Origin of the sequence: Lysinibacillus xylanilyticus, assembly GCF_001183605.1 — a bacterium.
In the GTDB taxonomy this organism is placed as follows: Bacteria; Bacillota; Bacilli; order Bacillales_A; family Planococcaceae; genus Lysinibacillus; species Lysinibacillus xylanilyticus.
The window spans coordinates 894,615-912,801 of sequence record NZ_LFXJ01000010.1 but is presented as its reverse complement, the minus strand read 5'-3'; the positions used below and the strand labels follow the sequence as shown (position 1 = coordinate 912,801).

The following is an 18,187-nucleotide window of genomic DNA, read 5'->3' as shown; positions in this document are numbered from 1 at the left end:
TAGTGAGTAGATTTCAAATATGCTTTTGTATGTTTTTACCTAATGTTAGATTTTCGTGAATTGTATCTATCAATTTAATACATAAGAAATAACAATAAACTCAGCCACTATTATGATGAAAAATGCGATAAAATTCAACAAAATTGTCCGACCATTTATCATTTTCCCGATTTTTCTCTTTGACCAAGCTGGTACAAGTAAATTGCATAGGGCTAGCAACAATATACAATAGATAAGCTGAAATGGAAACCACCAAATCGTATAAACCCAGAAAGCTTCAAGCTTTTGTAATAAAAAAACCGAGCTAAAGCCAAAAAAGGTTGCACGTATCGCCACTGTTACACGTACTAGAACCTTTAGGACACTATGTGTTGCAAGCAATAGTACAAGAGCTATTGAAACAGCAACAGGTAACACTAAACGAAATAGAGAATGCCTGTCCCCATTTGTTAAACGAGGCTCTATAAATGAAATAAAAGGCTCTGCATTCGGCCCACCAATAATATGAAATAAGATAACGCCACAAACGAAACTCACAGCAATGATGGATGCGTGATAAAAAATAGACACCGTACGAGACATAAACATGCTCCTTTTCTATCAAGGTTTGTACAGCTTATGCTCGTCCGCTTCTATTATGCTAAAGATTATTATCTTATTGTGCAGCAAACCAAAGTACTGCAAACGCTGTCTTGGCGTCGTATATACGCTCATCTGCAACCATTTGTTGTGCCTCTTCCAACGAAACTTCTAATAATTCGACAAATTCATCCTCATCTAGATCTGCCTTATTTTCAATTTTATATAAATCCTTTGCCACAAATAGATGAATGACCTCATCTGCGAAGCCTGGGGATGTTGCAAACGCTTGTAAATAAGTTAAGCATTGTGCACCGTAACCTGTTTCTTCCTCTAATTCACGGCGCGCGGTCACAATTGGTTCCTCACCTGGTTCAAGCTTACCAGCTGGAATTTCAATAATTGAACGTTCTAAAGCTTTGCGATATTGCTCCACTAATACTAATTTGCCTTCATCGGTAACAGCTATAACCGCAACTGCGCCTGGATGCTTAATAATCTCCCTTTTTGCAACATTACCATTCGGTAAAGTGACATCATCAACTTGTAGTTTCACAATTTTCCCGTCATAAATGGGTGTAGTCTTTGTCGTTTTTTCTTCAAACTTTTTCATTGACTATAACCTCGCTTGTTCTTCAGATATGTTCATTGTACCATTACATGTAGAGAAATCGAAGGAGGGCATTGGCATGAAAAAAAGACAGCTTGGCTCAAGTGAATTGTTAATTTCAGAAATTAGTTTAGGGGGCATGTCTCTTTCGACAGATAAGAAAAAGGCTGCTGAAATCGTTGATATGGCACTAGATGCTGGCATTAATTACATCGATACAGCCGATTTATATGATTTTGGATCAAATGAAGAAATTATTGGGGCTATTTTAGGGAAGCGTCGACAGGATGTTATAGTCGCTACGAAAGTTGGTAATCGATGGACAAAAGGTGTAGAAGGTTGGCATTGGGATGCATCTCCGCCTTATATAAAGGAAGCTCTACATGCTAGCTTAAAACGACTAGGAACAGACTATATTGATGTTTATCAGTTACACGGTGGGACTATTGAGGACGACTGGGATGGAATTATCGACACTTTTGAAGATTTGAAAAAGGATGGATTGATTCGAGAATATGGCATTTCCTCTATTCGACCAAATGTAATAAAGCGTTATTTACCAGCAAGCTCTGCAAAAAGTGTCATGATGCAATATAGTGCATTAGACCGTCGACCAGAAGAATGGCTCGACTTTATCGCTTGTGAAGGGACTTCCGTTGTAACACGTGGGACTGTTGCAAAAGGTTTACTAACAAATAGCTGGAAAGAACGTTTACAGCGTGTCAATGGCTTTAACACATATACAGCGGACGAATTAACAGCAGTATTATCCGGCTTATCATCACATTATGACGATTTACATGCACTTGCAATCGCCTATAATCTAAAGGAACCTACTATAGCTTCAACAGTGATTGGTGCAAGCTCACAGGAACAGCTGGCGCAAACTCTTACTGCCTATGAAAAAATTAATTCGATAACAGATTTTAAAGCAGCGAATGAGCTAACAAAAATCGAACAATATATGGATCACCGATGAAAAAATGGCTTATTTTAATAGCATTTTTAGTAGTACTTGCGATTTCCTCTAGCATGACCTATGAACAGCAGTCTATTATTCCTGAATTGGAGCAAGTATTAGCAAATAAACCGTTTGAAAAGCAATTATCCGTTTTAAAAATTCCTTATTGGGACACAGTTGTTTCTGTTGAAGAACGCGGTTACTTTAAGTTTGTAGAATTTTTAATTCGGAAATTAACGCATTTTGTTGGATTCGGCTGCATTGCACTTGGTATTTACTTTGCATGGGGAAAACGTCGGTTCGCCGCAGGTGCCGCTATTGGCGGGACAGCTCTTATAGCCACACTTGATGAAATTCGTCAAAGCTTTACACCAGGACGCACGATGAGCGGACAGGATATTATTTTGGATACAGCTGGAGCGATTGTTTTTGTTGGGATTGTAGTGTTGGTGAAGAAAATTTTCAAAAGACAAAGGGCGCTTTAAAAAATTATTAAAAAGAGTTAAAGTAATGCACTTAATAGATTAGTATCCTATACCGCAACATTATAATACGTTATTTTTAAGCTGAACTAATTTTGGTATTAGTTCAGCTTTTATTTGTGTAATCCTGATCTCTACTCGTTATTTTTCTGGCTTAATATAAGGTACAATTTGTGCAGTGGCGCCTACTGAGGCTCCACGGTTGCTATTCAGGAAGCACGTGTAAATTGCGTCGAGCTGTTCGCTCTATGCCACTAGCGATTACTTTGTACAGTTGGTGCGGCAGGTCGTGTCCCATGCCGTCAACCAACATTAGCTCGGCGTCCGGGATGGCAGAAGCTGTGTCTTTGCCACACGCCGGGACGAACAAGGGATCGTCCACCCCATGAATGACAAGTACTGGTACTTTTATAGTCGCCAGCCGCGGTCGACGGTCACCAGAGACAGCCATAGCAGCAATTTGTCGTCCGACACTGCCCGGATCGTAGGCTCGCTGGACTTCCTCCAGAATGAGCGCACGATAAGCACCCTCTTCAAACGGATAGCCGCTGCCGGCGATGCGTTTGGCAAAAGAGAGACTGTGCGCCAAAAATCCTGCTTCATCCTCAAATGGGTTCGGCGCCGGTTTAGTCATCATCGCCATAAGATCTGGGGAAGTCTGCGGAAGGGCGGGATTACCAGAACTGGACATAATGGAGGTGAGTGATAAAACCCGTTCAGGGTACTCACTGGCCGCAATCTGAGCGATCATTCCGCCCATCGACCTGCCAACGAAATGTGCTCGGTCAATTGATAGAGCATCGAGCAGTCCGATAGCGTCGTTGGACATGTCATCGAGAGTGTAAGGTATGTCAGGTCGCTGTCCCGACATGAGAGCAGTCGCCAGTGCGTCAAAATCCAGCGTCGGATAATGGCTAAAATGCGTCGAGCAACCTACGTCGCGATTGTCAAAGCGGATTACGCGAAAGCCCCCCGCTGCTAATATCTTACAAAACGAATCCGTCCATCGGATCATCTGGGTTCCAAGCCCGGCAATTAGGATAATAGCCTCGTCATTTTCGTTACCGAAACTGTCATAGGCCAAATCGACGTCGTTGACTTTTAGGATGTTCATAATCATGTTCTCCTCCTTTTATTTTGGTATCGGAAGTTCTTTCATAAGCAGAAGGCGCGAATCCTCGACCGCCGCAGTCTGACATCTGATATTAATACAAACATTATATTGTTTTGTTTATTGAAAATCAAACGTTTTTAATTTACGTTTGCTTATTTATTCAAAAAATGCGTTGATACATAAAAAAATAAGCAATTGAAACAAATTCAATCGCTTAGAGAAACGAAAAAATAAAATTTATAAATCTAGCTAAAATGTAAATGAATACATTAATGAATGAAAATAGTAAAATGGCGATTAAAACAATGAATGCGTTTCTTTCCTAGCGAGTGTCCTACAATCTATAGGACAAGTTTTTGGTATGATGATCGTTGGTCAACTTGGGATAGATGCACTAGCATCAATCTCTACTTTCTTTTTCCTTCATCAACGAAATTAACCTTGTTGTACATCTACTTCTGGAAATTCTTTCTCTAGTCTTTTCAGGTTTGACATGGTAATCATTTTGACCCCTATTTGTAAAATAACGAAACTTCTATCTTTAAACACAAATAAAAGCTGAACTACTTTCAAAATTAGTTCAGCTTAAAAATAACGTTTTATAATGTTGCACATTTAAGTGTTTTATTAAAGCGCCCTTTGTCTTTTATTTGATGTTATACGAATCTCCAAAAATATAGTTCTTCAGATTCTGAATATAATGTTGCCCCTGCTTTTCGTAACACTTTATGCGAGGCAATATTTTTTTTATCAGTATCGGCAATCACGTACTTAACTTTAGATTGACGTAGTAACCAATCTTTCATCATCCTAACAGTTTCCGTCATGTATCCCTTTCCCTGATATTGTGGGAATGTATAGTATCCGATTACGACTTCACCCTGTTCATTCGGTAGACCTTTTAACATAATGCCCCCAACGATACAGTTTTCTTCTTTCGATACGATTAACCAATTCGTGTACCAAATATAATTTTGTTCATTTTCTAATACTTTCGATAGTCTAAACTTCAAAGCTTGTCTTAGTTCTTCATCAAGAAAAGCTTCTTTACTACTTACTGATAACTCTTTTGCCAATGACTGTTCATCATTGATTAGTATGTCTAAATACTTTGCATTTAATGGGATTAGTCTTAATCTTTTAGTGCTTAATTCAATCATTTTTTCTCTCCTATCATAGATAGTAACTAAACTATTATTAAGAGATATATGTATTGGCAGCGTCTCCTGTTTTTAAAGATGATTAATTTTATCACTCAAGGAATATAATGTAAATCATCATTTCTTCACAACTAAATGTTCCGATAAAAACAAAAATCTTTCCGATAAATCTTAGAATCTTTCCGATAAAACATAAAATTGTTCCGATAAATCTCGAAATCTTTCCGATAAAACATAAAAACAGTGAATCCACATTTGGATTCACTGTTTCTCTTTAGAATTTTGAGCCTTTATCGCCGTATTCGTTTAGTAGTTCTTCAAACGATTTGTTTTTTTCACGTTGCTTGCGCTCAAAGGCTAGCTTTGCTTGGCGCTCTTCTTCTGCGGCCTGCTCTTTCACTGTTAAATCTTGCTTTGCCGCTTTTAATTTAGCAAGCACGTCACCGCCTAATTGATCGGCTAATGTAACTGCCTCCTGCCTTGGTAGACTAGCTGTTACGCTACTATCCACGCGTTGCTGCTGTTTTCGTTTCTTTCCCATTGCACTTCACCTTCTTATTCACTTCAAGGGCGCTTGACTACAGTAGCCACACCTTGTCCACCACCGATACATAGTGTTGCGAGACCTGTTTTTGCATCACGCTTTTCCATCTCATGTAAAAGCGTTACTAAAACACGCGCTCCACTTGCACCAATTGGGTGGCCAAGAGCAATTGCTCCCCCGTTCACATTTAGTTTATCATGATTAAAGCCTAATTCGCGATCTACAGCAATAGATTGAGCTGCAAAAGCTTCATTCGCTTCAATTAAATCTATATTATCTAATGTTACATCAGCCTTTGCTAATGCTTTTTTTACTGCTGTTACAGGGCCAGTTCCCATAATAGCTGGGTCTACACCCGCACTCGCATTTGCTGTAATTTGTGCGGTTGGACGAATGCCTAACTCTTCCGCTTTTTCTTTCGACATAACAACGACAGCCGCTGCACCATCGTTAATTCCAGATGCATTTGCTGCTGTTACAGAGCCATCCTTTTTAAAGGCTGGACGTAGTTTAGATAGAGACTCAGCTGTAACGCCTTGACGAGGGAATTCATCTTTATCAAATATAATTGGATCGCCCTTGCGCTGCGGAATTTCCACCGCTACAATTTCATCGTTAAACTTCCCTGCTGCAATCGCCGCTTCTGCACGCTGCTGTGAACGTGCTGCAAAGGCATCTTGCTCCTCTCGAGAAATCTCATAGACATCACATAAATTTTCCGCAGTAATGCCCATATGATAGTCATTGAAAGCACACCATAATCCGTCATGAATCATCGTATCGACTACTTTTTGATCCCCCATGCGGAAGCCTTCTCGTGCATTTTTTAATACATATGGTGCCTGGCTCATATTTTCAAAGCCACCTGCAACGACAATATCTGCATCACCAGCTAAAATAGCTTGTGTCGCTAAGTGAACTGCTTTTAGACCTGAGCCACAAACTTTATTAATCGTTAATGCAGATACTTCATGTGGTAAGCCTGCTGCAATCGCTGCTTGACGAGCTGGATTTTGCCCAAGTCCAGCCGATAAGACATTCCCCATAATGACCTCGTCAACTTGTTCACCTACTACACCAGCACGTGCTAATGCTTCTTTAATAACAATACTCCCTAATTTTGTCGCTGGTACGTCCTTTAATGTTCCTTGGAATGAACCAAGTGCTGTACGTACAGCACTTACTATTACTACCTCTTTCGTCATAAACATTCTCCCCTTTTCCCCGTTCAAAAATGAACACTGCATGCATATGCTACTAGCAGATATATCTATTTTAACAAATATTTTGACGATTTTCGATAACAGAAATAATCGCAGTTTTGCTAAAGATAATGTAAAATGTTGACGTGTTTTAAACAATCTCAGTTGGGAACATTACAATTAAGAAATGTGCATACATACGAATGATCGATTGTATGCCAAGACAACAAAAGAAACAGGACGTGGAGGTGTTAATAATGAAAAAGAAAATGCTTTTATTTTCAGGTATAACGACGACGATTGCCGCAGCAGCAACTGGTCTGTTCGGCTTCGCGCTTTCCAATAAATTAATGTACATTAAGCAAAAGGATCCTGAATTCGTTCGTGAACGTGAAACCACTGCTAAACGCTTTGATGAAGCTTGGTACAATGAAAATTTTAAATGTGAATTAAACATTGATTCTCCAAATGGCTATACGATTCGCGGCATTATGTTTCAGCCATTGGAAACAAATAATACCATCATTATTTGCCATGGCGTAACAGAAAATAAAATCAACTCCGTCAAATATGCTCGGCTTTTTGAACGACTTGGCTACAATTCCGTTATTTTTGACCATCGTAGACATGGGGAGACAGGTGGAAAAACGACTAGCTATGGCTATTATGAAAAAAATGACCTTGACGCAGTAGTCAAAACTATAAAGGTAATGATTGGTGAAGACGCCATTCTTGGAATTCACGGTGAATCGATGGGTGCCGCAACAATGCTACTATATGCAGGAACTGTAGAGGATGGTGCAGATTTCTATATTTCTGATTGTGCGTTTTCTGATTTTTCAATGCTGCTGAAACAAATCGCGAAAACAGAATTTAAATACGGCTCCATTATTCCAATTCGTTTTGCAGATTTTTTTGTCCGCTTACGAGACGGTTATTCCTTTAAAAGTGTAACACCTTCTGAGGCTGTAACAAAAATTGAAAAGCCTGTGCTCTTTATCCATAGTATACCTGACACCTTTATCCCAGCTTCCATGTCTCTGGATTTATACAATAAAAAAACTGGTCCAAAAAAGCTGAAGCTATTTGATAAAGGTGCTCATGCACAGTCCTTTAATGAAAATATGGCTGAATATGAGGATTTAATCCATGACTTTTTAGAAAATTTCATTTATCAAAAAATTAATCGTGATTCTTCTTCATCTAATGTCATTCCATTTCATTTTTAGAGCAAATGAAAAACCCTAATGTGTAAATAAGTGTCATATTTAAATAAAATATAGTTCTTCTGCAAACGAGGGGTTGATTTCCGTTCCGACTGGGCGCTTTCCTGGGGGCGTCCGATGAGCCGCTGATCCCCAAGGAGTCGCCCAGTCTCCACTCCAATCAATCAATTCACATAGCATGTACCTTCTGACATGTCAGCGGCATCATAAGTAAAAGAAGGAAAGCGATTAGCCTAGGATGGAATTCTCCCTCATTTCAAGCTCCATAACTTCAAAAAATTCGCTACTAAACCATTTTATTTTTCAATGAAATAAAGGTGTCATATTAAATAAAGTATGGCTCTTCCTCAAAATGATCTGTGGAAAAGCAAAGTGGCAGTGACTCTCATTGACACTATGAAAAACCTTGCAATACTGAACTGCACTCCATTGTTAGAAGGTGTCTAACAATTGGAGTGCAGTTCATTCATTCACGCAAGGTTTTTATATTTTTTATTCAGCAAAAACAATATGCCACTCATCGCGTTTTGCTAAAAATTCTTTAGCTAACGCTTGTGCACCTTCTAGACTATGGCTAGCTGCCCAGCCGCATTGCACTTCATTGCAGGCTGGGACTGCAGTGGCCTTTGTTACATCCGTAAATGTTTTTTCTAAAATATTTAATAAACCTTCATAATCATTGTGATTTATTAGCGATACATAGAAGCCTGTTTGGCATCCCATTGGACTAAAATCAACAATATGGTCGGAGTAATTGCGGATAATGTCTGCCGATAAATGCTCTAGGGAATGTAATGCAGGCATTTCCATATGCTCTTTATTTGGCTGTTTAAATCGAATATCGTATTTGTACACTTCATCGCCATTTTTTCCGGTTTTAACACCTGCTAAACGTACATATGGCGCTATTACTTTCGTATGATCTAGATCAAAGCTTTCAACATTTGTTTTTTCTTTCTGCAATACAAACAACTCCTTTATATAGAATATTTCTATTATAACGAGTTTTCCGATAGAATTATATGGTTTTTGATAATTTTTCAAATAATTTATAAAAATCAATTTTTAATTACCATAATTTTTGCTGTCGCTTCGCTTTCGAAGTAAAAAAAACAACCAGCCCCGGCTTGGACTAGTTGCTCTTTAAAAATTCCCATTACTTTTGGAATTTATTCATTTGTGACATCATTTGGCGTACTTGCTTTTCAGACGGCGTACGACCCATTTGCGCCATCATCATACGAATCATTTGCTCATTAATTGGTGGGTTTTCTTTTAAATATTTCATCATAGCTTGACGAGCTAAAAAGAAACCAAGTGCCGCGCCCGCTGCTAATGCGATAATTACAATAATAATCCAGCCCCATGTAGGCATACAACCAACCTCCTCCACTACAATATATACCGAGAAAAAAACTCTCCACGCTCCATTATACACCAAATATTAGCGTGTTACTATATATTGTAGTGAAATTTCCTAATGCATTGTATACTTCATTGGCTTTAGCCACCCACACTCATTATCTTGTTTATTAAATGCAATAAAGCGTTCGCTCATCTTCGCAAGCATTTGGAATAGATCCAAATCAAGCATTCGTGAACCCTCACAATAAACACAAATTTTGCGTTCCACTAAATAAATAGCCATTTTTCCTTTTATAGGATGTTCCAAAAATAAAGCATTACGAGCTCTCTCTAAATGTGCATACTTAGAATCTAGTTGCGCCTCAAGCATCGTAGCAATCTCATCGAAGCGTACGCTTTCACATATATATGCAAGCTCTTTTAAGGATTTCTCGTTAGCGTCTTCACAGCCTTGCATCATTTCTAATAACTTACGCTCTCTGCCGAAAATAAACGTTAAATGCTCTTCTTTTATTTTATATATGGAATAGGTTCTCACTAGAAATCCTCCTTCGCTCATTTCTTTTTCATAAGTATAGCTCATCCAAACTCTTTTATTTGTCAAACGAAGGAGGCATTCATCTTCTATTTTTGTCGAAAACTTTCTACTTTCGGTTCTATCAAATGCTTTATGACTAATTAAGTTTTGACAAATTTGAGCTTCTTCTATAGTACTTAGAATATTCTCAGCCTCAAGTCCTAGAGTAAAATCAATTTCCAGTCCGTTTTAGCAAAGCTTTCTAATAAGTAATATAAAGGTATCAACGAAAGGAGCTAAAACATATGAGAAAATTTTTTCTACTAATAGGAGGCTTTATCGCAGGATGTGTTGCACTTGCTTTAACTGGACCGATTGCAGGTCTACTATTTTCTGGATTGTTTGTAGCACTCGGTATGCACTTCTACACTTCAAGTAAATCGGCATTCGGCAAAGTCTTATGGTTTACAGTGGGTCTGATTGGTGTTCTATCAGCAATTTCTAATATCCCTGCAATGGTTGGTTTAGCAGCAATCGCTGTCATCTATGTTATCTATAAAAAATGGAATGGCGAAGATGTAAAAATCCCAACGATTGAAGCTAAAGAAGAAGATCCATTTACAAACTTTGAAAAAGAATGGTCTAACTTAACAAAATAAAAGGAGAGAATTAACATGAACTTATTTCAACGTTTTAAATATACAGTAGAGGCAGATTTACATCAGTTGTTTGATAAGAAGGAACAAAAAAACCCAATTGCGATGTTAAACCAATACATTCGTGAAGCAGAAAAACAAACAGAGCAAACTGGAAAATTATTAGAGCGTCAAGGTCAGCTAAAAGAGAAACTAGAGCAAGAATTTAAACAAAATGCGGAATTACTAGCTAAACGTGAGGCTCAACTAAAATTAGCTACTACTAGTGGTGAGCAAGATTTAATCGATTTTGCCTCTGATGAAGTTGCTGCTTACACAGCACGTAACAACACACTACAAGCTAGTATTGAAGCAAGTACACGTGAATACTTCGAGCTTGAACGCAAATTTGAAACAATGAAACACAAAATTAAAGATATGAAAGTGCGTCAATTACAGCTTATGGGCAAAGAAAACGTAACTCGCGCTCACCATCAAATGGACGGAATGATTGCTAAAAACAACAAAACCAACTTTGAAGATTTAGAATCATACATCGATAAACTTGCTTACCAAATCGACAAAGATCATGAAGTAACATCTTTCGAGACTCGTCTTGCACAGCTAGAAAAAAATGTCACAGAAGACACACCAGTGCTAATTGAAAACAAATAAGAAGTTAGGGATGCCTCAATAATTGAAGCATCCTTTTTCTTTGAAAAGAGAAAGAGAAAATAATTTTAATGAAAAAAGTGTAAACAGAAAGTGATTTAGTCCAAATGATTAAAATGATTAAAATATGTCTTTTTGTTTTATTATCCTTATAAATCAAAAGTGCTGAAATTATTAAAAAATGGTGGTATTGGCAAGTTAAAGGAAATCATATACTTTGCGTTTTTACCAATTTGAGCTTCTTCTATAGAGCTTAGAATACTCTCAGCCTCAGGACCTAGAGTAAAATCAATTCCCAGTCCGTTTTAGTAAAGCTTTCTAATAGGTAATATAAAGGTATCAAAGGAAGGAGCTAAAACATATGAGAAAATTTTTTCTACTAATAGGAGGCTTTATCGCAGGATGTGTTGCACTTGCTTTAACCGGACCGCTTTTAGGTCTACTATTTTCCGGATTGTTTGTAGCACTCGGCATGCACTTCTACACTTCGAGTAAATCGACATTCGGCAAAATCTTATGGGTTACAGTGGGTCTGATAGGTGTTCTATCAGCAATATCTAATATCCCAGCAATGATTGGCTTAGCAGCAATCGCTGTCATCTATGTTATCTATAAAAAATGGAACAACGAAGATGTAAAAACCCCAACGATTGAAGCTAAAGAAGAAGATCCATTTACAAACTTCGAAAAAGAATGGTCTAACTTAACAAAATAAAAGGAGTGAATTTGAATGAATTTATTTCAACGTTTTAAATATACATTAGAGGCAGATTTACATCATGCATTTGATAAGAAGGAGCAAAAAAATCCAATTGCGATGTTAAATCAATACATTCGTGAAGCAGAAAAACAAACAGAGCAAACTGGTAAATTATTAGAGCGTCAAGGTCAATTAAAAGAAAAACTAGAGCAGGAATTTAAACAAAATGCGGAAATACTAGCTAAACGTGAGGCACAACTAAAATTAGCTACTACTAGCGGTGAGCAAGATTTAATCGATTTTGCTTCTGATGAAGTTGCCGCTTACACAGCACGTAACAATACATTGCAAGCTAGTATTGAAGCAAATACACGTGAATACTTCGAGCTTGAACGCAAATTTGAAACGATGAAACACAAAATTAAAGATATGAAAGTGCGTCAATTACAGCTTATGGGTAAAGAAAACGTCACACGCGCTCACCATCAAATGGACGGAATGATTGCTAAAAACAACAAAACCAACTTTGAAGATTTAGAATCATACATCGATAAACTTGCTTACCAAATCGACAAAGATCATGAAGTAACATCTTTCGAGACTCGTCTCGCACAACTAGAAAAAAAATCCACAGAAGATAACGCACAGCTGCTAATTGAAAACAAATAAGATATAAGGGATGCCTCAATTATTGAAGCATCCCATTTCTTTGAAGAAAAAACTTTCCTCACTTATTGAAGGTGACCAAAAGGAGATAAAGGATATGGTAAAATGAAAATAATATTAAACAGAAAGTGGTTTAGGCCTATGATTAAAATATGTCTTTTTGCTTTTTTTATTCTTATAGTACTTATAATCATGTTATTAGGCTATCGCTTCATGGTACAACAACAAATTAAACAAAAAAGTGCTGAGATTATTGATAATGGTGGTATTAGCGAATTAAAGGAAATCAATGTAAATGGCGATAAACAATATATATTAGTTGAAGGAAAAGATAAAGAGAAACCGTTTTGTTTATTCCTACATGGTGGGCCAGGGTCACCATTCCCCTATGGCGTAAGTGCTCGAACATTGTATCCTGAAATAACCGAAAATTGCGTAGCAGTTTATTATGATCAAAGAGGTTCCGGAAAGAGTTTTAACAAGAAATTAACGAATACTACAATGACCCTTTCTCAATTTACAGAAGATGCTACTATAACAGTCGATTATATTAGAGAACATTATCAACAGGAAAAAATATTTGTCATTGGTCAGTCTTTCGGTACTGTAATTGGCACTCAATTAGTATCCGATTATCCTGAGAAGTTTCATGCCTATTTGGGCATTTCTCAAGTAACAAATATTAGTAAAGGTCAAGAACTTGGCTACAATTGGTTACATAGTGAAGCTCTATCTAATGGAGATAAAAAGACTCTCCGAATTTTAGACGATATAGGAGAGGGTCCCTATTTAGCAAAAGATGAGGATCAATTTAGCGATCTTATCAATAAATATAAAGGCATGAATTATTTTGATGATACGATAAAGAAGGTGAGTCTCTTTGACTTGATAAAAGGGGCATTTACTTCCCCTGATTACTCTTTACAGGATCTGTATAAAGCATTTATTTCAGGGCCACAATTTAGCCTTATAAAAAGCCAAGAACTAAAAAAAGAAATTATCCATACTAATTTTTTTGATTCTGTAAAAAGTATAGATATACCCGTTTATTTTATACAAGGTAAATATGATAAACAGGCGAATTATGAATTAGCAAAGCAATATTATAAACTATTAGACGCACCAAATGGTAAGGAGTTTATCACTTTAGAGCACTCCGCTCATTATCCAAATACACTTGATTCCACATTGATAAATGATACATTCAAAAAAATGCTTGAAAGATAATTAAGAACACTTTTTAAGAGAAGTTCGTCTTCTCTCATCAATTTGTAGAAAGAAGGGTGACCCTCTTGCAAAATTTCACAACTAATAAGCTCACATTTTGGGTAATATGCTTCTTTTTACTCGTTTTTGTGGAGCTCACAATTTTTAATAACGGTGGCGCCTTTTGTCTATTGATTGGGGTAGGACTTTTTTATTTAAGTTTCTCGAAAAAAAATCGTTTCTTTAAATGGACAGGAATTTTCTTTATCTCGATTGCCCTCTTTACAATGTGGAGTTTACGCCTATTTATCGTCATCATTCTCTTATATATGCTCTATCAATATTTGCAAAGAGAAAACTCTGCAAAAGTTGTTGGCTTGGAACTTTTTGAAAAACTTCCGACTACGAAAAACGAAATATTTGGTACATTACCTGCACCAGTAGATGCCTATAAATGGCAAGATGTTCAAATACAGCGACTTGCAGGCGACATTACGATTGACACGACACAAACAATTTTACCTGCCGGCACAAGCATCATTACGATTCGACAAGGCATTGGGAAGGTGCAAATATATATCCCATATGAAATTCCATTCCGCTTACACTATACGACATTGTTTGGTGAATTAAAATGTCTGCATGTTGGCCCACAACGCTTACTTAATGAAAGTGTAAGTTTCTCAGATGGAAACCCCGAGGATGCAAAACGTACACTCGTAATACATGTTGCAACATGGCTTGGGGACTTGGAGGTGCTACGTAAATGATTGCCTTTATCTCAAGAATATTTACTCTATTTTTTATTTTGATGAGTGCTACATTCGGACTCCTTGTCGCTGTTTGGGGCGAGCCAAACGAGAAAACATGGGAGCCATTATGGCAGCAGAATTATAATAATATCCCATTCGGTGGTTTTATTGCCGTCACTCTTTTTGCGCTTAGTTTACTGATTGCAAGCTGGATCAGTATGACTGCCCGTGCAAGAGAGGCTCAGGCAACCCGTATCGTGAAACAGTTAGTTGAACCTGATTTTGTATTACCCAAAAAAGAGCCTTTACCAAAACCTTTGAAAAAAGCTTTAGTTCAAACAAGTGAGTTAATTGATACTCAACGAAAAAGCTTACAGCGCTTATCTAATGAACGTGCAGAAGCTAATGATAAAATCATTCAAGAGCGCATAGTTGCTGAACGTCAACGACTTGCTCGTGAACTCCATGATTCTGTATCACAGCAATTATTCGCAGCTTCGATGTTACTGTCCGCATTAACAGAAACCAATGAAAATGCTACAAGCGTAAAGCAGGTCGAAAAAATCGTACAACAGGCACAACTTGAAATGCGCGCATTATTATTACATCTACGTCCAGTAGCTCTGCATAATAAAACTCTTGCACAAGGTCTCGAGGAACTTATTATTGAGCTGCAGCAAAAAGTATTCTTTCATATCGAATATGAGCTTGAAGAAATGTCCTTATCCAAAGCCGAGGAGGATCATTTATTCCGTATTGCACAGGAGGCGCTATCGAATACGCTACGCCATGCAAAAGCGAGCGAAGTTGAATTATTGCTCGTTGCCCGCGACGATTTAGCCATTTTACGTATTCAGGACAATGGCCTCGGCTTTGATGTCGAAGCCGATAAATCTACTTCTTACGGACTGCAAAATATTGCCGAACGTGCTGTAGAGATTGGCTGTATGTACAAAATTGTATCAGTGCCTGGCGAAGGTACAATTGTAGAGGTGAAAATCCCACTACAGAAGGAGGTTGAAGTGAATGATTCAAGTGTTAATAGTGGATGACCACGAAATGGTGCGGATTGGTGTTTCTGCCTATCTATCAGCACAACCAGATATCACTGTGGTAGGTGAAGCTGAAAATGGTAAAGAGGCAGTGGAACGTGCTCTAGCTCTTCGCCCTGACATTATTTTAATGGACAATGTAATGCCAGTTATGACAGGAGCTGAGGCGACAGCTGAAATTTTAACAGCATGGCCCGAAGCAAAAATTATGATGGTAACAAGTTTTTTAGATGATGATAAAGTCTACCCTGCATTAGAGGCTGGTGCAGTCAGCTATATTTTAAAAACGTCAAATGCGAAGCAAATCGCTGATGCCATTCGCAAAACAATGGGCGGTGAAACTGTTTTAGAGCCAGAAGTAACATCAAAAATGATGCATCGCATGCGCCACGGCAATAGTACCCCATTGTATGAGCAGCTTACCGAGCGTGAAATGGAAGTATTATTGCTCATGGCTAAAGGCAAAGCAAATCAGGAAATCGCCGATGACTTATATATTGCATTAAAAACTGTAAAAACACATGTCAGCAATATTCTAGCGAAGCTCGATGTTCAAGATCGCACACAAGCAGTAGTCTACGCTTTTCAAAACGGGCTAGCGAAGTAAGTTTTTCATGGATCGTTTGATTTATCAGCGATTCGGCTCTTTTCCCCCAAAAAATACGAAACTGCATTTCTACCAATGCAGTTTCGTATTTTTTTCTAATCAAGTATGCCTCGGCATAATTGCGTCCGGAATCGGCTTTGTGCTTAGGCCTGCAGATGTCTTTTGCGCGAAAGCGTAGCGGCAACAGCACCGACGCAGGTCAGTTAGCCGTTATCGCATGGATGCGATGATCTTAGGCTAACATCCTTTATTGAACTCCTTTCCGATTCTGTGACATCCGCCGAAGGCTTTAACTTCTTTCAGCGGAATTTGGAAACCCGCTGTAAAGTGACTTAAACCTATAAAGGTGGAAGTCTCTACTGAAAGAAGTTAAAAAGTTCTTGCAGCTCTTCTACACTGTTAACTATGTATGTTGCTTGTGCATCCGTTAATTCTTCAAGTGAGCCATAGCCATAAGTAACACCGATAGAATCTATTTGATTTTCATGTGCCCCAACAATATCGTATTTACGATCCCCAATCATCATAAATTGATCGATACTTACTTCATTAAAATGTTCGCGTACAAATGCAATAACTTCTCCTTTAGCTGAGCGTGTCCCATCTAAATTGCTACCTGCTACAAAGTCAAAAAAATGTTCAAGGTTGAAATATTTTAAAATTTGTTCTGCAAATACAGTTGGCTTTGATGTAGCTATTGCTAACTGATATCCATCCTTCTGTAAACTTTCTAATAATGAGGATATATTTTGATACAATTTATTCTCATACATACCGCTTTGGATAAAACGTTCACGGTAATAGGCAATCGCTTGCTGTATTTGAACATCATCCAATCCATATATTTCTCGAAATGATACTTGCAGCGGAGGCCCAATAAACGTTTCAAGCTGATCTAAATCTTCCTCAACTATACCAATTTTTTGTAAAGCATATTGAACAGATTTCGTTATCCCTATTTTAGGATCAGATATTGTACCGTCTAAATCAAATAAAACAACGCTATACTTTTTCATTACTAGCTCTCCTTTTATTGTTAAAGAATTGATTGATACACTGTTAAACCAAAATCATGAATATCTTTAATGTAATCAAACCCTTCAGGTGAACCAAAGCTATTAAATCCACGAACTGCCACAATATTTTCTTTTGGAATTACTAATAAAGCAACACTTGTGTAACCAAGTAATTGAAAGCTTCCTTGCGGTAATATTGGGCTTAACTCTGTAACCCCTTCTCTCTGTTGAGGCTGAATAAACCAGAAAAATCCATTAGTGGGCAAGGTCTTTGGTTTAGTATTCGGGGATTGAATTGTCGTTAATAACTGTATGATATCTTCAGGAATAATTTGTTTTCCATGTAATTTTCCTTTATCAAGATGCACTTGTCCCCACTTAGCTAGTTCTCTTAATGAGCTATACAAATTCATTTTGCTACCATCACATACATCGCTTTCATACCAAAATGGACTATCATTATGTATTACTTCTATATGCTGTTCGTTTTTTTCGCTGAACCAATTTGTTTCAGTAAAAGACAATGTCTGAAATACTTGCTCATCCACGATTTCTGCAATCGTTCTTCCAGTAACTTTATAAATGACTTTGGCAAGTAATTCTACATTAATATCTCGGTATGCCCAGTTATAGCCTGCTTTGAATTCCTTCATTATTTTTTCATTTTGACGACGTAAACCGTGAGTATGTGTTAGTAAATGTCTAATTGATACATTGGCAAAAACTTTTTCATTTTCTAAATAATCACTTAGTGGATCATCTATCGAGGCAATATAGTTATGATAAATCGCATATGCTACAGCAAAACCTACATATGTTTTACGAACAGAAGCAAGATGAAAAAGAGTATGTGTTCCTACCCTCTTTGCGTCTTGGTGTTGTCCCTGCACGCCAAAATATTCTTCTAGTACGGTTTGACCATGCTTATTAATAATAACTCCGCCACCAGTACAATCTAATTGTGAGAAAGTTTTCTTTACTTGTGTGAGTATAGCTTGTGAGTTCATTTAAATAGCCCTCCTACTCTTATCATTGTATACCAAACGGAAATTAATACCAGATAAGTTCCTTCGCCAGAGAAACCTTTTATTACCATAAACGTTATTATTTTTAAGGAGGGG

Annotated in this window: 22 protein-coding genes; 11 read left to right on the top strand and 11 right to left on the bottom strand. The window is 37.6% G+C overall.

The features are described 5' to 3' along the window. Positions 1-69: 69 nt before the first annotated feature. Together ACZ11_RS21770 and ACZ11_RS21765 are read right to left on the bottom strand one after the other, a co-directional pair. Positions 70-582 carry a hypothetical protein gene (locus ACZ11_RS21770; RefSeq protein ID WP_049668616.1) on the bottom strand — a complete coding sequence of 171 codons (513 nt, stop codon included), beginning with the start codon at positions 580-582 and terminating at the stop codon, positions 70-72. A gap of 73 nt (positions 583-655) precedes the next feature. Then, complete coding sequence (locus ACZ11_RS21765; protein ID WP_049668615.1) at positions 656-1,192, bottom strand: NUDIX domain-containing protein; 537 nt, start codon at positions 1,190-1,192, stop codon at positions 656-658. A 76-nt stretch (positions 1,193-1,268) separates the two neighbouring features. Between ACZ11_RS21765 and ACZ11_RS21760 the strand changes: the two genes are divergently transcribed. Both ACZ11_RS21760 and ACZ11_RS21755 read left to right on the top strand, forming a co-directional pair. Further along, positions 1,269-2,168: an aldo/keto reductase gene (locus ACZ11_RS21760; RefSeq protein ID WP_049668614.1), complete on the top strand. Its 900-nt coding sequence runs from the start codon at positions 1,269-1,271 to the stop codon at positions 2,166-2,168. Continuing rightward, positions 2,165-2,635 (top strand): VanZ family protein, encoded by a 471-nt coding sequence (locus tag ACZ11_RS21755; protein WP_049668613.1) that lies wholly within the window; start codon positions 2,165-2,167, stop codon positions 2,633-2,635. The genes ACZ11_RS21760 and ACZ11_RS21755 overlap by 4 nt, the downstream gene beginning before the upstream one ends. 202 nt (positions 2,636-2,837) lie before the next feature. Here the strand turns inward: ACZ11_RS21755 and ACZ11_RS21750 are convergent, their stop codons facing one another. The 4 genes from ACZ11_RS21750 to ACZ11_RS21735 form a co-directional block, all read right to left on the bottom strand. Then, on the bottom strand, positions 2,838-3,746 hold the full coding sequence (locus tag ACZ11_RS21750) for an alpha/beta fold hydrolase (RefSeq protein WP_049668759.1): 909 nt from the start codon (positions 3,744-3,746) through the stop codon (positions 2,838-2,840). Positions 3,747-4,402: 656 nt separating this feature from the next. Further along, on the bottom strand, positions 4,403-4,906 hold the full coding sequence (locus ACZ11_RS21745; protein WP_049668612.1) for a GNAT family N-acetyltransferase: 504 nt from the start codon (positions 4,904-4,906) through the stop codon (positions 4,403-4,405). Between the two features lie 274 nt (positions 4,907-5,180). After that, the gene (locus tag ACZ11_RS21740) at positions 5,181-5,447 is read right to left on the bottom strand and encodes a YqkE family protein (protein ID WP_049668611.1); all 267 of its coding nucleotides are present in this window, start codon (positions 5,445-5,447) and stop codon (positions 5,181-5,183) included. 23 nt (positions 5,448-5,470) lie between these two features. Then, positions 5,471-6,655: an acetyl-CoA C-acetyltransferase gene (locus ACZ11_RS21735; protein ID WP_049668610.1), complete on the bottom strand. Its 1,185-nt coding sequence runs from the start codon at positions 6,653-6,655 to the stop codon at positions 5,471-5,473. Positions 6,656-6,909: 254 nt separating this feature from the next. On the opposite strand from ACZ11_RS21735, the gene ACZ11_RS21730 reads away from it, so the two are divergent. Beyond that, the gene (locus ACZ11_RS21730) at positions 6,910-7,881 is read left to right on the top strand and encodes an alpha/beta hydrolase (RefSeq protein ID WP_049668609.1); all 972 of its coding nucleotides are present in this window, start codon (positions 6,910-6,912) and stop codon (positions 7,879-7,881) included. A 489-nt stretch (positions 7,882-8,370) separates the two neighbouring features. Here ACZ11_RS21730 and ACZ11_RS21725 read toward each other — a convergent pair whose 3' ends face one another. The 3 genes from ACZ11_RS21725 to sirA all read right to left on the bottom strand — a co-directional run bounded on the left by ACZ11_RS21725 (position 8,371) and on the right by sirA (position 9,781). Next, positions 8,371-8,841 (bottom strand): S-ribosylhomocysteine lyase, encoded by a 471-nt coding sequence (locus tag ACZ11_RS21725; RefSeq protein WP_049668608.1) that lies wholly within the window; start codon positions 8,839-8,841, stop codon positions 8,371-8,373. A 193-nt stretch (positions 8,842-9,034) separates the two neighbouring features. Further along, entirely contained in the window at positions 9,035-9,253 is a 219-nt protein-coding gene (locus tag ACZ11_RS21720; protein ID WP_049668607.1) for a YneF family protein, read from the bottom strand. A 102-nt stretch (positions 9,254-9,355) separates the two neighbouring features. After that, positions 9,356-9,781: a sporulation inhibitor of replication protein SirA gene (gene sirA / locus ACZ11_RS21715; RefSeq protein WP_049668606.1), complete on the bottom strand. Its 426-nt coding sequence runs from the start codon at positions 9,779-9,781 to the stop codon at positions 9,356-9,358. 284 nt (positions 9,782-10,065) lie between these two features. Here sirA and ACZ11_RS21710 point away from each other — a divergent pair, with 284 nt between their 5' ends. From ACZ11_RS21710 to ACZ11_RS21675, 8 genes are all read left to right on the top strand, one after another. After that, complete coding sequence (locus ACZ11_RS21710; protein ID WP_049668605.1) at positions 10,066-10,419, top strand: lmo0954 family membrane protein; 354 nt, start codon at positions 10,066-10,068, stop codon at positions 10,417-10,419. A gap of 15 nt (positions 10,420-10,434) precedes the next feature. Continuing rightward, entirely contained in the window at positions 10,435-11,070 is a 636-nt protein-coding gene (locus ACZ11_RS21705) for a PspA/IM30 family protein (protein ID WP_049668604.1), read from the top strand. 358 nt (positions 11,071-11,428) lie between these two features. Next, complete coding sequence (locus ACZ11_RS21700) at positions 11,429-11,782, top strand: lmo0954 family membrane protein (RefSeq protein ID WP_049668603.1); 354 nt, start codon at positions 11,429-11,431, stop codon at positions 11,780-11,782. Positions 11,783-11,797: 15 nt separating this feature from the next. Beyond that, the gene (locus tag ACZ11_RS21695) at positions 11,798-12,436 is read left to right on the top strand and encodes a PspA/IM30 family protein (RefSeq protein ID WP_049668602.1); all 639 of its coding nucleotides are present in this window, start codon (positions 11,798-11,800) and stop codon (positions 12,434-12,436) included. Between the two features lie 102 nt (positions 12,437-12,538). Then, positions 12,539-13,660 carry an alpha/beta fold hydrolase gene (locus ACZ11_RS21690; protein ID WP_049668601.1) on the top strand — a complete coding sequence of 374 codons (1,122 nt, stop codon included), beginning with the start codon at positions 12,539-12,541 and terminating at the stop codon, positions 13,658-13,660. A gap of 65 nt (positions 13,661-13,725) precedes the next feature. After that, positions 13,726-14,409, top strand: a complete 684-nt coding sequence (gene liaF, locus ACZ11_RS21685; RefSeq protein WP_049668600.1) for a cell wall-active antibiotics response protein LiaF — start codon at positions 13,726-13,728, stop codon at positions 14,407-14,409. Beyond that, complete coding sequence (locus ACZ11_RS21680; protein ID WP_049668599.1) at positions 14,406-15,443, top strand: sensor histidine kinase; 1,038 nt, start codon at positions 14,406-14,408, stop codon at positions 15,441-15,443. Before liaF ends, ACZ11_RS21680 begins: the two co-directional genes overlap by 4 nt. After that, complete coding sequence (locus ACZ11_RS21675; RefSeq protein WP_049668598.1) at positions 15,418-16,050, top strand: response regulator transcription factor; 633 nt, start codon at positions 15,418-15,420, stop codon at positions 16,048-16,050. Before ACZ11_RS21680 ends, ACZ11_RS21675 begins: the two co-directional genes overlap by 26 nt. A 356-nt stretch (positions 16,051-16,406) precedes the next feature. Here the strand turns inward: ACZ11_RS21675 and ACZ11_RS21670 are convergent, their stop codons facing one another. Then, positions 16,407-17,066 carry an HAD family hydrolase gene (locus tag ACZ11_RS21670; RefSeq protein WP_049668597.1) on the bottom strand — a complete coding sequence of 220 codons (660 nt, stop codon included), beginning with the start codon at positions 17,064-17,066 and terminating at the stop codon, positions 16,407-16,409. Between the two features lie 20 nt (positions 17,067-17,086). Next, entirely contained in the window at positions 17,087-18,073 is a 987-nt protein-coding gene (locus ACZ11_RS21665; RefSeq protein ID WP_049668596.1) for a serine hydrolase domain-containing protein, read from the bottom strand. Positions 18,074-18,187: the final 114 nt, after the last annotated feature.